This window comes from Marinobacterium jannaschii DSM 6295, from assembly GCF_000620085.1.
GTDB classification, from domain to species: Bacteria; Pseudomonadota; Gammaproteobacteria; order Pseudomonadales; family Balneatricaceae; genus Pontibacterium; species Pontibacterium jannaschii.
Genome location: NZ_KK211065.1, coordinates 80,339 through 94,051, shown reverse-complemented (window position 1 = coordinate 94,051; position 13,713 = coordinate 80,339). Strand labels below are relative to the sequence as shown.

At 56.8% G+C, this 13,713-nt stretch carries 13 protein-coding genes; 8 read left to right on the top strand and 5 right to left on the bottom strand.

Translation table 11 applies throughout. From position 1 onward, the window contains the following. Positions 1-38: 38 nt before the first annotated feature. Positions 39-1,013, top strand: a complete 975-nt coding sequence (gene epmA, locus Q354_RS0118250) for an EF-P lysine aminoacylase EpmA (RefSeq protein WP_027858856.1) — start codon at positions 39-41, stop codon at positions 1,011-1,013. On the opposite strand, the gene Q354_RS0118245 is transcribed toward epmA, so the two are convergent. Then, positions 1,014-2,165, bottom strand: a complete 1,152-nt coding sequence (locus Q354_RS0118245; protein ID WP_027858855.1) for a MalY/PatB family protein — start codon at positions 2,163-2,165, stop codon at positions 1,014-1,016. Positions 2,166-2,562: 397 nt separating this feature from the next. Between Q354_RS0118245 and Q354_RS0118240 the strand changes: the two genes are divergently transcribed. The 3 genes from Q354_RS0118240 to rimI are packed head-to-tail and all read left to right on the top strand — an operon-like array spanning position 2,563 to position 5,452. Next, positions 2,563-4,104, top strand: coding sequence for a 2-isopropylmalate synthase (locus Q354_RS0118240; RefSeq protein WP_027858854.1), 1,542 nt, complete (start codon positions 2,563-2,565; stop codon positions 4,102-4,104). A gap of 18 nt (positions 4,105-4,122) precedes the next feature. Continuing rightward, on the top strand, positions 4,123-5,004 hold the full coding sequence (locus tag Q354_RS0118235) for a uracil-DNA glycosylase family protein (protein WP_027858853.1): 882 nt from the start codon (positions 4,123-4,125) through the stop codon (positions 5,002-5,004). Then, positions 4,997-5,452, top strand: a complete 456-nt coding sequence (gene rimI / locus Q354_RS0118230) for a ribosomal protein S18-alanine N-acetyltransferase (protein ID WP_027858852.1) — start codon at positions 4,997-4,999, stop codon at positions 5,450-5,452. The genes Q354_RS0118235 and rimI overlap by 8 nt, the downstream gene beginning before the upstream one ends. Here rimI and Q354_RS0118225 read toward each other — a convergent pair whose 3' ends face one another. Beyond that, positions 5,453-6,370, bottom strand: a complete 918-nt coding sequence (locus Q354_RS0118225; protein WP_027858851.1) for a diguanylate cyclase domain-containing protein — start codon at positions 6,368-6,370, stop codon at positions 5,453-5,455. 226 nt (positions 6,371-6,596) lie between these two features. Here Q354_RS0118225 and Q354_RS0118220 point away from each other — a divergent pair, with 226 nt between their 5' ends. Further along, positions 6,597-7,265, top strand: coding sequence for an energy-coupling factor ABC transporter permease (locus Q354_RS0118220; protein ID WP_027858850.1), 669 nt, complete (start codon positions 6,597-6,599; stop codon positions 7,263-7,265). Positions 7,266-7,282: 17 nt separating this feature from the next. On the opposite strand, the gene Q354_RS0118215 is transcribed toward Q354_RS0118220, so the two are convergent. After that, a complete protein-coding gene (locus Q354_RS0118215) occupies positions 7,283-7,822 on the bottom strand; it encodes a response regulator transcription factor (protein WP_027858849.1) in 540 nt (179 codons plus the stop codon). Then, positions 7,822-9,099: an ATP-binding protein gene (locus tag Q354_RS26420; RefSeq protein ID WP_036230606.1), complete on the bottom strand. Its 1,278-nt coding sequence runs from the start codon at positions 9,097-9,099 to the stop codon at positions 7,822-7,824. Before Q354_RS26420 ends, Q354_RS0118215 begins: the two co-directional genes overlap by 1 nt. 238 nt (positions 9,100-9,337) lie before the next feature. On the opposite strand from Q354_RS26420, the gene Q354_RS26415 reads away from it, so the two are divergent. From Q354_RS26415 to Q354_RS0118195, 3 genes are all read left to right on the top strand, one after another. Continuing rightward, on the top strand, positions 9,338-10,687 hold the full coding sequence (locus Q354_RS26415) for a peptidoglycan DD-metalloendopeptidase family protein (protein WP_245601086.1): 1,350 nt from the start codon (positions 9,338-9,340) through the stop codon (positions 10,685-10,687). A 160-nt stretch (positions 10,688-10,847) separates the two neighbouring features. Continuing rightward, the gene (locus Q354_RS0118200; protein ID WP_027858848.1) at positions 10,848-12,434 is read left to right on the top strand and encodes a peptide chain release factor 3; all 1,587 of its coding nucleotides are present in this window, start codon (positions 10,848-10,850) and stop codon (positions 12,432-12,434) included. A 92-nt stretch (positions 12,435-12,526) separates the two neighbouring features. Then, on the top strand, positions 12,527-13,297 hold the full coding sequence (locus Q354_RS0118195; protein WP_036230603.1) for a TatD family hydrolase: 771 nt from the start codon (positions 12,527-12,529) through the stop codon (positions 13,295-13,297). Here the strand turns inward: Q354_RS0118195 and Q354_RS0118190 are convergent. Next, on the bottom strand, positions 13,283-13,696 hold the full coding sequence (locus Q354_RS0118190) for a hypothetical protein (protein ID WP_027858846.1): 414 nt from the start codon (positions 13,694-13,696) through the stop codon (positions 13,283-13,285). The genes Q354_RS0118195 and Q354_RS0118190 overlap by 15 nt on opposite strands. Positions 13,697-13,713: the final 17 nt, after the last annotated feature.

The following is a 13,713-nucleotide window of genomic DNA, read 5'->3' as shown; positions in this document are numbered from 1 at the left end:
GCCGTTTTTGTTTCTGTCTGTTGTGAAAAAAGCGAACAATGAATCCGACCCAATGGCAACCCACCGCCAGTGTAGACAACCTTAAGCGCCGTGCCGAAGTACTGGCACAGATTCGCCAGTTTTTTGCCCGCCGCGGCGTGATGGAGGTGGATACCCCGGTAATGTCGCACTGCGCTGTCAGTGACCCTTTTATCGACACCATCGAAACCGCGTACCGGCCACACTTTCAGGCCGAAGCACAGGTCCTTTACCTGCAGACTTCGCCGGAATATGCCATGAAGCGTTTGCTGGCGGCGGGAAGCGGGCCGATCTATCAGATGGCAAAAGCCTTTCGCAACGGCGAATACGGCAAGCGCCATAATCCCGAGTTCACCATGTTGGAGTGGTACCGGCCGGGATTCGATGATCAGCAACTGATGGACGAAGTCGAAGCGCTGGTGTCTGAAGTGCTGGGGGATGTGGCGATCAGTCACTATAGCTATGGCGAGTTGTTTCAGCACTATCTGGGGCTGGACCCGCATCAGGCCGATGCCCGCCAGCTGGCGGCTGTTACCCGTCAGCATATCGAGATCGAACTGGACGATGATGATCCGGATACCTGGCTGAACCTGCTCATGTCCCATGTGATTGAACCGGCGCTGGCATCCCGCGGCGCAGTGTTTGTCCATGACTATCCGGCATCACAGGCGGCGCTGGCGAAGGTCAAAACCGGTCAGGACGGTACTGAAGTGGCGGCGCGATTCGAGCTGTTCGTCAATGGCATCGAGCTGGCTAATGGCTACCATGAGCTAACCGACGCCGCAGAGCAGCAAGCGCGCCTGCTGAAAGACCAGCGCAGTCGTGAACAGCTGGGGCTGCCCTGCCGGCCGCTGGAGATGCGGCTGGTGGCGGCGCTGGAATCGGGTATGCCGGAGTGTGCCGGGGTGGCGTTGGGAGTCGACCGGCTGGTGATGATGGCGCTGGGAACCAGCAACATCCGTGATGTGCTGGCATTCCCACTGAACAGGGCCTGATCAGGCTGGCAGCTGATTCAGCAAAGCGCGGCGGATACGCCGCACCGCCTCTTCCACCAGTTCAAAGCGGCAGCCAAAGTTCAGTCGCATAAAGCGGTCATCGCCGAAGTCGCGTCCCGGCGAAAGCCCGACCCCGGCCTGCTCAAAGAAGCGGGCCGGATTTTCCAGCTTGGCTCCGGAGACGTCGATCCAGGCCAGATAGGTTGCTTCTACTTTCTCCAGTTTCAGTCCCGGAATCTGATTGATCTCGCGGATCAGGTAATCCCGGTTTTGGCGCAGGTAATCGATCTGTTGCCGGTTCCACTCATCGCCATCTCGGTAGGCTCCAATCGCAGCGGTATAACCAAGCAGGTTGACGTCGGGTACGATGCCTTTGCGCTGATTATTAAACTGCTTACGTAACTGGCGGTCCTGAATAATGGCGAAGGAGCAGCCGAGGCCGGCGATGTTGAAGGTTTTGCTCGGTGCCATCAGGGTGATGCAGCGGGCACCGATCTCCGGCCCCAGTGCAGCCAGCGGCTGGTGGGCCAGGCCCTGTTCCAGAATCAGGTCGCAGTGGATCTCATCAGAGCAGACATAAAGGTCGTGTTTCAGTACCAGCGCCGCCAGCTGTTCAAGTTCTTCACGGCGATAGACGGTGCCGCCGGGGTTATGCGGGTTACAGAACAGCAGCAACTTGCTGTCTGCTGTGATTGCCGCTTCAAGTGCCTCAAGATCGAGGCTGTTGTGACCGTTGCTGTTTTTGAGCGGCAGGGTAACCACCTGCTGCCCTGCCAGATGGGGCGCCGACATAAAGGGTGGGTAGACCGGCGACGGGGTCAGCACCCGGTCTCCGGGCTGGCCGGTGGCGCGGCAGGCCAGGTTCAGGCCACATACCAGTCCCGGCAGCCAGACCAGCCAGTCCTGCTCGATGTGCCACTGATAGAGCCGTTCCATTCTGTCGATCACCAGGCGGGTCAGTTCATCCGGGGTATTGGTATAGCCGAATATGCCGTGACTGATCCGCTCCTGCAGTGCCTCCTGAATGGCAGGGGGCGAGAGAAAGTCGGTATCGGCTACCCACATCGGCAGAATATCGGGATCGCCGTACTTTTCCCATTTCAGACTGGAAGTGTTTTTGCGATCGACAGGACGATCAAATTCTGAGGCCATAAGTTTGATTCCGGTGCTGGCTGGCTGAAAAAAAGCAGATGATAACCATCGGCCCGATCCGCTGAAAAGCAAGCAGGCGGCGGGATTACAGGTCCCCTATTGTAGGCCTTTCACCTTGCAAATAGTCAATGGCACTGTATAGTCTGGTGGCAATTAAAATCAAAATTTTCCGATAGTGGCCAGGTGAGATTTCAGGGAAAAATCAGCCCCTGACAGCCCTGCGGCAGCCACTGGCTTCAGGACGCTTTTCAAGCTTTTTCCGGCCTGTCAGCACTGTCCGGATACCCCGTTTTCCGGCCTGACCGTCTGCCTGACACTACAACCCCGAATTCCAGCAATCGTAGACAAGGTGACGCCTGATTTTCGGCATCGCGTTGAATGGATTGGAGTATCTCCGATGAGTGATAACAACAAAGTAATTATTTTTGATACCACGCTGCGCGACGGCGAGCAGAGCCCGGGTGCGTCCATGACCCGTGACGAGAAACTGCGGGTGGCCAAGCAGCTGGAGAAGATGCGCGTCGACGTCATTGAAGCCGGTTTCGCGATCGCCAGTCAGGGTGATTTCGAGTCGGTGAAAGCGATTGCTGAAGCCGTACAGAACAGTACCGTGTGTTCACTCTCCCGGGCGCTGGATGCGGATATCGATCGCGCCGGTGAAGCGCTGCTTAATGCCAACAGCGGCCGTATCCATACCTTTATCGCCACCTCTCCGATCCATATGAAGTACAAGCTGCAGATGCAGCCGGATCAGGTTGTCGCCCAGGCCGTCCATGCAGTTAAGCGCGCCCGCAACCTGATCGATGATGTCGAGTTCTCGCTGGAAGATGCCAGCCGCTCCGAGCTGGATTTCATGTGCCGTATTATCGAACAGGTCATAGATGCCGGTGCCCGCACCATTAATATCCCGGATACGGTAGGCTACGCCGTACCTGAAGAGTTTGCCTATACCATCCGCCAGCTGATCGAGCGTATTCCCAACGCTGATAAGGCGATCTTCTCGGTACACTGCCATAACGACCTGGGTCTGGCGGTGGCTAACTCGCTGGCGGCCGTCGGTGCCGGTGCCCGTCAGGTGGAATGTACTATCAATGGCCTGGGCGAGCGTGCCGGTAACGCTTCGCTGGAAGAGATCGTGATGGCGATCCGCACCCGTAAGGATATGCTGGGCGTTGAGACTGATATCGATACCACTCAGATCGTGCCTGCCTCCCGCCTGATCTCCAGCGTGACCGGATTCCCGGTGCAGCCGAATAAGGCGATTGTGGGCGCGAATGCTTTTGCCCACGAGTCCGGTATCCACCAGGATGGCGTGCTTAAGCACCGTGAGACCTACGAGATTATGACGGCCCAGGATGTGGGCTGGAATACTAACCGTATGGTACTGGGTAAGCATTCCGGCCGTGCTGCATTCCGCAGCCGCCTGGACGAACTGGGAACGACCTTTGCGACTGATGCCGAACTGAACAGTGCCTTTGCCCGCTTCAAGGAGCTGGCCGATAAGAAGCATGAGATCTTCGATGAAGATCTGATGGCACTGGTCAGCGATACCCGCGCGGCGGCGGCGAGTGAAAAATTCAAGCTGAGCAGTCTGGCAGTAACCTCCCAGACCGGTGAAACACCGCTGGCGAAGGTGGTGATGCAGGTTGAAGGCGAAGAGGTTCAGGCGGAAGCGATGGGATCGGGTCCGGTGGATGCAGCCTTCAAAGCGATTGAAGCGATCGCCTCTTCAGAGGCCGAGCTGCAGCTCTACTCAGTAAACGCCATCACCCAGGGGACCGACTCTCAGGGTGAGGTAACTGTGCGTCTGGAAAACGGCGGCCGTATCGTCAATGGACTGGGCGCAGATACCGATATCATTATCGCCTCTGCCAAAGCCTACATTCATGCCCTGAATATGCTGGATGCCAATATCCAGAAAGCACACCCTCAGGTGTAAGCAGGACACGCGGCCTAAATGATGGAGCAACAGCAGCGTCACCAGTATCTGGATGCCCTGGGGATCACCAGCTGGCTGCCACAGCAGCCCCTGTCCGGAGCTGCGCCCTCGGAAGACTGGGTGTGGGATTTTCGTTATCCCGCCCCCGAGATCCCCTTTAGTGAGGGCGACTATGATGACTATGCCGGCGATAGCAGCGATGCCATGCTGCAGCCCGGTAATGCCGATCCGCGCCTGCGACCGCGCCCGAAAAAGATGCAGCCCTCGCCCCAGTCGCGGGAGGCTGCCCGGGCGATGCTGGCACAGACGCTGGGAGCTGAGCTGGATGCTAAGCCTAAACCTAAACCGGCGGCTGCAGCGGTGGCATCCCCGCAGCAGCCACTGACTGAACCGGTTACACCGGCTGCGACGAATAAGCCGGATCCGCGCTTTAAGCTGGCATTCGTGCAGACCGGTCCTTTGTTGCTGATCGACAGCCTGCCGACCCAGGGGCAAGACGGTTTTACCGAGCATCACCAGAACCTTGCTCAGGCAATCTGCAGCGCGCTGCAATCCGGGTTGCCAGCATTCCCGCCCGCCACCCTGCTGCCCTGGCCGATGTTTGTCAGCAAGACCATCGATCAGGGCTATGAGCAGGCACAGATTGCCATCAGGCATAAACTGAAACGTGCGCTGGTGGCGGATGTAAAGGTAATGCTGCTATTTGGCGAGGCGGCGGCACAGATGGTGCTGGAGCGTGATGAGGAGCTGGACGAACTGCGCGGCGCTATGTTCAGTTACCGTCCGGGGATTAAAGCCCTGGCGACACGCAGCCTGACAGAGGCCATGCATGTCCCGGGTGTGAAACGGGATATCTGGCTGGACCTGCAGCCGGTCGTGAAATTCCTGCGCAATGAATAAGCTACTGATCCGGCCCCTGGCTGAGGCTGATCTTAATTCCTGGGTTGCGCTGGAATGCGCGGTCTTTGCAGAACCCTGGAGCGAGACACAGCTGGCGGGGTGGCTGAATCGCGAACGCACTCTGGCGCTGGGTGTCTTTGCGCCGGAAAGCAGGCAGCTGCAGGGATTTGCCCTCTACAGCTATATCCTTGATGAAGCCGAGCTGCTGCAGATAGCGGTGGCTTTCGAAGCGCGGGGGCTGGGGCTGGCATCCGGCCTGATGCGCCAGGCCGGTGAGCAGCTTAAATCCCTGGGAGTCGGGCGGATCTTGCTGGAGGTCAGGGACAGCAACCTTGCGGCACGCAATTGCTATCGAACCTATGGTTTCAGCGAGGAGGGCGTTCGCAAGGGCTACTATAAGGGTGAACAGGGGCGCGAGGATGCTGTCCTGATGAGCCTGTCCCTTTAGTTACTCCTTATCGCCGTAGCAGATCACCCTGTTGCGCCCGCCGTGCTTTGCCGCATAGAGTGCTTCGTCGGCCTGCTGCAACAGCTTGGGGCCCGATGTTGCACTGAATTTTGTCGAACTGACACCGATGCTGACACTTACCCGCGATGAGCTATCTGAAAATTCGTGCGGCAGGTTGGCATCTTCCAACTGGGTCAGCATCCGGCTTGCCAGGTGACGGGCACCTTCCAGCGGAGTTTCAGGCAGTATTGCTGCAAACTCTTCGCCGCCAAAGCGGGCAAACAGGTCCCGTGGCCGCTGCAGGCAGCCATTCAGTATGCGCGCCACACTTTTCAGGCACTCATCACCTTTCTGATGACCGTAATTATCGTTGTAAAGTTTGAAGTGATCGATATCGAGCATAATCATGCTCAGTTCCTGCTGGCTGCGCTGCTGATCTCTCCAGGCCCGCTCCATCTCCTGTTCCAGCCCGTGACGATTGGTCACCTGGGTCAGGCTGTCGATCCGGTTTAGCCGCTGCAGTTCAATATTGGCTTCGTCCAGTGCGCTCTTCATCTGAGCGATTCGTTCCATGGCGTGGATTTTGGCTGATAACACGACCGGGCTGATCGGCTTGGTCAGGTAGTCATCGCCACCGGCGTCGATCCCCTTGCTGAGGTGGGCTTCATCTGTCCGTCCACTGAGGAAGATAATCGGAAACCAGTTGCTATGCTGACGGCGGATCTCCCGGGTGAGTTCAAAGCCATCAATATCCGGCATCTCCACATCGGTTAACACCAGATCCATAGGCTTGTCTTTCAGTATCGCCAGCGCTTCCCTGGCGTGGCTGGCTGCCACTACTTCATGCCCTGAGTCTTCTATTACCGCAATGAGTATGCTTCTAATTAGCTTGTCGTCGTCGACAATCAGTATTCTCATTATTAGCGTCCTGCCTTGGGTCGGTGCATTTCAATATATCAGTTTTACATCTTAAGACCAGTGATTCCTGTAGCCATCTCCGGAACACAGATTGTCAGCTGCCACGGGGCGGCTCAGGCTAGATTTAAGGTTAGTGAACGTATGTTTCAGACTAGCCTAATTGCTGCCCCCGTGGTCCGAATTCGTTGTACAATTCATCTCATATATAAACGAAGTCTAATATTTAATGAGCATTACAGACGGATTACTAAGTGGCTGGAGCCTCTGGCTGAGCCTGATCATATATCTGGCCGCTCTGGCAATGGCTGCATGGCGCGCGCCCTGGGGTGTGCTGTTCAGCAACCGGGCACTGCAGCACCTGTTTTTCGGTGCCACGGTCGTACTGATGCTGATGTGGACGATGCGTGCCGGTATTTCGCCGGGACTGGCGATCCACTTTCTGGGAGTAACGGCACTGACCCTGGTGTTCGGTTGGGATCTGGCAATTCTGGCGGCAACACTGGCCTTGCTGGGAATGGCCCTGATCGGTATCGAAAGCTGGGACGGGCTGGCCCTGAATGGCGTCTGCAGCGTATTGCTGCCGGTGCTGGTGACCAGCCTGTTGCTGAAGCAGGTAGAGGCGCGGCTGCCGAAGAACTTCTTTATCTATCTGTTTATCTGCGGCTTTGCCGGCGCGGGTATCTCCGCTGCGGTTGCCGGTAGCTCTACCGTGGCGGTGTTGTGGCTGGAAGGGGTCTATGACTGGGCGCGGATTCACCGCGAGTATGTGATGTACCTGCCGCTGATCATGTTTCCGGAAGGCCTGCTGAACGGTATTTTGCTGACCGGTATTATGGTGTTCTATCCCGACTGGATACGTACCTTTAATGCCCGTGAATATATCGACGACCAGTAGAGACAGCCTTGCGGCTATCAGTGACGTACTGGCCGTTTAGCGAGTTTGCGCTGCAGGGTGCGACGGTGCATCCCCAGGGCGCGGGCGGTGGCCGAAATATTGCCGTCATGTTCAGTCAGTACTTTCTGGATATGTTCCCACTGCAGCCGGTTTACTGACATCGGTTGCTCTTCAATCCCGACTTCCGGGTTGGCATTTTCATTGTCCAGGGCGGCCAGGATCTGGTCCGCGTCAGCGGGCTTGGGCAGGTACTGGGTCGCTCCCAGCTTTATCGCTTCGACGGCGGTGGCGATACTGGCGTAGCCGGTCAGTATCAGGATACGGGCCTGCGGGTTGCAGGCCCTGATATCGCTGATCAGGGTGATGCCTGAAGCACCCTCCATCTTCAGGTCCAGCGTGACCATATCGGGCTTCAGGGACGGGATAACCTGCTGCGCTTCCTCGGCACTGTGGGCCACTGTGACATCGAGGCCGCGGCGCTTCATCGCCCGGCTGAGTACCCGGGTAAAGCTGCTGTCGTCATCGACTATAAGCAGTGTGGGAAGTGAATCGCTCACTATAGCGTTGCTCCTTTCGCGGTTGTCTGCGGCGCAGCGTTAGGCCTGTTCAGTGTGACTTCAGTCAGGGTGCCGCCATCCTGATGATTATACAGCCTGACTTCGCCGTCATAGCTTGCCAGTGTGCTGGAGGTCAGGAACAGGCCGATGCCCAACCCCCGGCCCTTGGTGGTGACGAAGGGCTTGCCCAGATTATCATGGGTCTCGAGGGATAACCCCGCCCCCTGATCGTGAATCTGCAGAATGATCTGGCTGCAGCTCCAGTCCAGCTTAATGCGAATATCCACCGGGCTGGCATCGGCGGCATTATTGAGCAGGTTGATCAGGGCCTGTCGCAGGGAGGTTGTCGCCGCCAGCTTCGGTATTTCGCTGCTATTGTTAATCTCCAGCTGCCACTGTGCTTCCGGTCTCATCAGTTGCCATTGCTCCAGAACTTCATGCAGCAACTGATCAACGGCCAGCAGGCGGCGGTTTTGCTGTTCCTCCCGCACCGAACGCGTCATCTGCTGCAGGCGCCGGGCGCAGTTTTCCACCTGCTGCTGCAGTTCTGAAATATCTTCACGCAACTGGGTATCGTCCTGATGGTCCAGCTCCATCTCTTTCAGCAGGACGCGCATGGTACTGAGAGGGGTGCCCAGTTCATGGGCGGTACCGGCGGCCATGGTTGCCAGTGAAATCAGCTGCTGGTCATGGATGCGCTTTTCCCGCTCCTGTGCCAGCTGCTGGCGTTGCTGCTGCATCGAGCCCTGCATCCGCATCACGAAGTAGGTCACGACAAGGACAGTTAACAGAAAGTTCAGCCACATCCCGGTAATGTGCAGGTCAAACAGGCTGAGCATGCTGTGCTGGTGGCTGGTGATAACGATGATCGGCTGGTAGTAGAACAGCAGAGAGCTGTATGTCGCGACGACTAACGCTGAGATGATCCAGACGTACAGGCGGGAAAGAGTGGTCGCGGCAATGATCAGTGGCACCAGCAGCAGGAAGATAAAGGGATTGGTACTGCCGCCGATCTGATAAAGCAGGGCGCCTTGCAGACTGATATCGGCAACCAGCTGAGTGAAGAGTTCAGGCTCGGTCACCGGCCAGGGCGAATGCAGGCGGGCATAGGTGGCGGCATTGAGCAGCGCCAGCATGGTGAGTGTGGCGCCCGCCAGCCAGATATCCAGCTCAGCCTGTAATATATAGAGCACGAAAAGTACGGCAATGCACTGGCCGAACAGGGTCAGGGTTCTGATGTAGCTAAGCTGGAGCAGGTTGTTCTGATGATTCGCCATAGCGGCGGATTATAGCAATTTAGCCACGGCTGCTGCTGGGGCAATTTGTCGCACTATTATTATGGCGTTGCCGCGATCTCTGTGGGTGCTTGAGGTACAATGCGCGGCGATCAGTGCTTTCAATGTCAGAAATTTGTCCGATAATGAAGCCATTATTACAGTCCGGTAGATAAGACTGTGCACAAGTTTCTACGGGTATCAGCGTTGCCCGGTTACAATAGTCAGAGTGGATCGTCTCTTGAAAGTAGTCACTTCGGTATTAAATGGATTTCGATCCTTTGTTGTACAGCTTCCCCGACTGCATAAAATCCTGCTATTGCTGGCCGCCCTGATTCTGTCAGGCGCTTTGGTCTCGCCTTCTTCGTCCGCGCCGGAACGCATTCGCAAGAGTATTGAACTGCCGCTGAGCCTGAGTGATGCCGAGGCGGCGCAAGCCCTGCCTGCGCCGGAAGTACTGGTCGCCGCAGGTCAGGATGCTGAGCCGGAACACGAGCAAAGCTATATCGTGCGCAAAGGGGATACCCTGAGTAAGATCTTTGAGGTCTTCCGGATTCCACAGGCCACCATGTACAAATTGCTGGAGGCGGATCTGGATGTGCTGGCGCTGGATACGATCAGGCCCGGGCACCGTCTGGAGTTTGACTTCAACGACAAGCAGTTACTGACGCGTTTTACCTTCAAGTCAGGGCTGACCTACAAAGTGGTCTTTTCGCGCGAGAAGGTCGGAAGCTTCGAGGTTAAGGAACATATCGCTAAAGGACAGTGGCGGCGGGAGGTGTTTGCCGGCGAGGTCCATGGCAGTTTTCATCTGTCTGCGAAGAAGGCCGGAACGACGCTGGCCGAGGCCTACAGTATTACGACCCTACTGAAAGAGCGGGTGAAGTTCCGGCGTGATGCCAGGGCCGGGGACAAGTTTCAGGTGGTAGTGTCCCGGCAGTATGTCAAAGATCAGCCAACCGGTAACAGTAAGGTTGAAGGCTTCCGCTATCAGGGCAAAACCCGCACCTTGTCGGCTTTCCTGTTCAATGAAAGCTATTACGATGAAAAAGGGCGCAGTCTGGAAAAGGCCTTCCAGCGCATACCGCTGAAGAAGAGATACCGTATCTCCTCCAGCTTTAATCCACGTCGCCGCCATCCGATCACGAAAAAGATCCGTCCCCATAATGGCACCGATTTCCCGCTGCGCATCGGTACCCCGGTGCTCTCTGCGGGTGATGGCGTGGTCAGCCGGGTGATCCGGCACCGCTATGCCGGACTCTATATCGAGATCAAACACGGTTATAAATACCGTACCCGCTACCTGCATCTGAGTAAGGCACTAGTGCGCAAGGGACAAAAGGTTTCCCGTGGTCAGCGGATTGCGTTATCGGGCAACAGTGGCCGCTCCACCGGGCCTCATCTGCACTACGAATTCCATATCAATAACCGCCCGGTTAACCCGATGACGGCAAAGATACCGGTGGTGAAGACCATCGCTTCATCGAAGAAGGGGGCCTTCAGGCAGCAGGTGGCACGGCAGAGCAAGCTGATGCAGCAGCTGCAGGCTGAGCAGGCGGTCGCCAGGGTGGCAGAGAATGATGCGCCCTGAGCGGCGCAGCTGACTGCAGAGATTCTGATCAGGATTTGTGTATAGCCGCCGGATCAGGGAAAATAGCCGCCAGTTTCGATTAACATCGAGTCTCACTGTTGCCGGGGTATCTCCCTGATGCGGCTGAGCCTTCGACCTGCAACCCAGAAGATCTCTATTGATGTCAAATTCCCCAATTCAGCAGGAAGTCTCCAAGCGGAGAACTTTTGCGATCATCTCCCACCCGGATGCGGGTAAAACCACTATTACCGAAAAACTGTTGTTGTTCGGAAACCTGATCCAGACAGCCGGTACCGTAAAAGGTAAGAAGAGCGACCGTCATGCGACTTCTGACTGGATGTCGATGGAGCAGGAACGTGGTATCTCCATCACTTCCTCCGTGATGCAGTTCCACTGGAACAACCGGGTGGTTAACCTGCTGGATACCCCGGGGCATGAGGACTTCTCCGAAGATACCTACCGTACCCTGACGGCAGTGGACAGCGCCCTGATGGTGGTGGATGGCGCCAAAGGTGTCGAGGACCGCACCATCAAGCTGATGGATGTTTGCCGTCTGCGCGATACGCCGATCTTCTCTTTCGTCAACAAGATGGACCGCGATATCCGTGATCCGATTGAGTTGCTGGATGAGATCGAAGAGGTACTGAAGATTGCCGCAGCACCGATCAACTGGCCGATCGGCATGGGACAGCTGTTTAAAGGTGTCTATAACCTCTACACCGATGAGATCCATCTGTACCAGGCAGGAATGGGACATACCATCCAGGAAGATCGTCGTATTGTCGGCCTGGACAGCGATGAAGCCCGTGCCCTGCTGGAAGATGAGTACGATGATTTTGTCGAAGAGATAGAACTGGTGCGCGGTGCTACCCATGAGTGGGACAGCGAAGCCTTTATGGCGGGGCAACTGACGCCGGTCTTCTTCGGTACCGCGCTGGGTAACTTCGGCGTACGTGAGATGCTGAACAACTTTGTTGAATGGGCGCCTCAGCCGATCCCCCGCAGCACTCAGACCCGTACTGTTGAGGCGGCGGAAGAGAAGTTCAGCGGCTTTATCTTCAAGATCCAGGCAAATATGGATCCGAAACACCGTGACCGTATCGCCTTTATGCGGGTCTGCTCCGGCCAGTACCGTAAAGGTATGAAGATGAAGCACACCCGTATCAATAAGGATGTGAAGATTGCCGATGCGGTCACCTTCCTGGCGGGCGACCGTGAGAATGTCGAAGAGGCCTGGTCGGGCGATATTATCGGCCTGCACAACCACGGTTCGATCCAGATCGGCGATACCTTTACCGAAGGCGAAAGCCTTAAGTTCACCGGTATCCCGCACTTCGCGCCGGAGATCTTCCGCCGGGTGCGTCCGATCGACCCGTTGAAGATGAAACAGTTACAGAAAGGTCTGCAGCAGTTGTCAGAGGAAGGGGCGGTACAGTTGTTCCAGCCGCTGAAAAACAATGACCTGATACTGGGTGCCGTGGGTCAGCTGCAGTTTGACGTGGTTATGTTCCGCCTGAAGGATGAGTACAAGGTGGATTGTGTCTATGAAGCCGTTAACTGCCAGACTGCGCGCTGGGTCGAGTGTGACGACCAGAAAATGCTGGATGAATTCCGCCGTAAGAACCACGACAACCTGGGAATCGACGGCAGTGGTCTGCTGACCTACCTGGCGCCGACTCGGGTTAACCTGAGCCTGGCTCAGGAGCGTTTCCCGGATGTCGCTTTCCGCGCTACCCGCGAGCATTAAAGCGGACCGACCCTGACGGTACTGCGGCGGATCGTTCCGGATCCGCCGCTTCTCGCTTGCTTCCAGCTTCCCGCCTCTCTATCGTTAGCCCTATGGCTGATACCTTCCCACTGATTGATACCCACTGCCATCTGGACTTTCCGGCTTTTGATGCCTGTCGTGACGAGGTCATCGAAGAGGCCGCGGATCTGGGTGTATCCACTATTGTGATGCCGGGTGTTACCGCGGCAGACTGGCCACGCCTGCTGGCGTTGCAGAGTGGCAGCAGGCCGGTCGCGCTGGGGCTGCATCCCTGTTTTATTGCTCAGCACCGTGATCAGGATCTTGAGCTGCTGAGCCGTTTGCTGGCGCAGGAAAGGGTTGTGGCAGTGGGGGAGATCGGGCTCGATTTCTTTATCAAAACCCTCGACAGCGAACGCCAGTTACAGCTTTTTGATGCCCAGCTGGCACTGGCGGCGCAGTTTGATCTGCCGGTGTTACTTCATGTACGTAAAGCCCATGACCAGGTGCTGCAACGCCTGAGGCAGCGTAAGTTGCCGCGAGCAGGCATAGTGCATGCCTTTTCCGGCAGCGAGCAGCAGGCCCGGCAGTACATCGATCTTGGCTTTAAGCTCGGCTTTGGAGGTGCCGTCAGTTACTCGCGGGCGACAAAACTGCGTCAGCTGGCAGCGCAGTTACCGCTGGAGGCGATTGTACTGGAAACCGACGCGCCGGATATGCCCCTGGCAGAATACCCTCAGCAGATTAACCGGCCATCCCGGGTTTTTCAGGTGGCAGGGATTCTGGCGCAGTTGCGGGGAGTCCCGTTACAGCGGATTGCCGCCGTCACCACTGCCAATGCCCGTCAGCTACTGAATATTTGAATTGCCCGGCCAGTTGGAATTGCCGCGGTCGTTGGAATCATACAGCTCCCGCTGTTCCTGACGCAGGTAGCGCCAGACCGCATAGGTCGCTTCGTTGTAGGGTACCTGATAACGGTTAGGAGCGATCTGTTCACTCTGATAGAGGTTGTTGGGCGGGGATATCAGCAGGCTGGCGAGGTCTTCCACATCCCAGTCGGCGTTAGTGGTGGGCAGGCCATAAGCCTCTTCAATGCGGATCTCATTGAAGGAAGGGATGATCAATTCAAGGTTGAGGCATTCGCCGCTACCCCAGCAGATCTGGGTGCGATCAAGGTCGACAATATAGTCGCTGGCGGAGCTGCCGCCCTGATGGTTGCACGCTGCCAGTAGCAAGGCTACCGGCAGCAGCAGACGTTTCATGGTGTGTATCCGAGTGG

Excerpts from the sequence above, each read along its gene's own strand:
- epmA (WP_027858856.1), top strand. The coding sequence starts at position 39 with ATGAATCCGACCCAATGGCAACCCACCGCCAGTGTAGACAACCTTAAG.
- Q354_RS0118245 (WP_027858855.1), bottom strand. The coding sequence starts at position 2,165 with ATGGCCTCAGAATTTGATCGTCCTGTCGATCGCAAAAACACTTCCAGT.
- Q354_RS0118240 (WP_027858854.1), top strand. The coding sequence starts at position 2,563 with ATGAGTGATAACAACAAAGTAATTATTTTTGATACCACGCTGCGCGAC.
- Q354_RS0118235 (WP_027858853.1), top strand. The coding sequence starts at position 4,123 with ATGATGGAGCAACAGCAGCGTCACCAGTATCTGGATGCCCTGGGGATC.
- rimI (WP_027858852.1), top strand. The coding sequence starts at position 4,997 with ATGAATAAGCTACTGATCCGGCCCCTGGCTGAGGCTGATCTTAATTCC.
- Q354_RS0118225 (WP_027858851.1), bottom strand. The coding sequence starts at position 6,370 with ATGAGAATACTGATTGTCGACGACGACAAGCTAATTAGAAGCATACTC.
- Q354_RS0118220 (WP_027858850.1), top strand. The coding sequence starts at position 6,597 with ATGAGCATTACAGACGGATTACTAAGTGGCTGGAGCCTCTGGCTGAGC.
- Q354_RS26420 (WP_036230606.1), bottom strand. The coding sequence starts at position 9,099 with ATGGCGAATCATCAGAACAACCTGCTCCAGCTTAGCTACATCAGAACC.
- Q354_RS0118200 (WP_027858848.1), top strand. The coding sequence starts at position 10,848 with ATGTCAAATTCCCCAATTCAGCAGGAAGTCTCCAAGCGGAGAACTTTT.
- Q354_RS0118195 (WP_036230603.1), top strand. The coding sequence starts at position 12,527 with ATGGCTGATACCTTCCCACTGATTGATACCCACTGCCATCTGGACTTT.
- Q354_RS0118190 (WP_027858846.1), bottom strand. The coding sequence starts at position 13,696 with ATGAAACGTCTGCTGCTGCCGGTAGCCTTGCTACTGGCAGCGTGCAAC.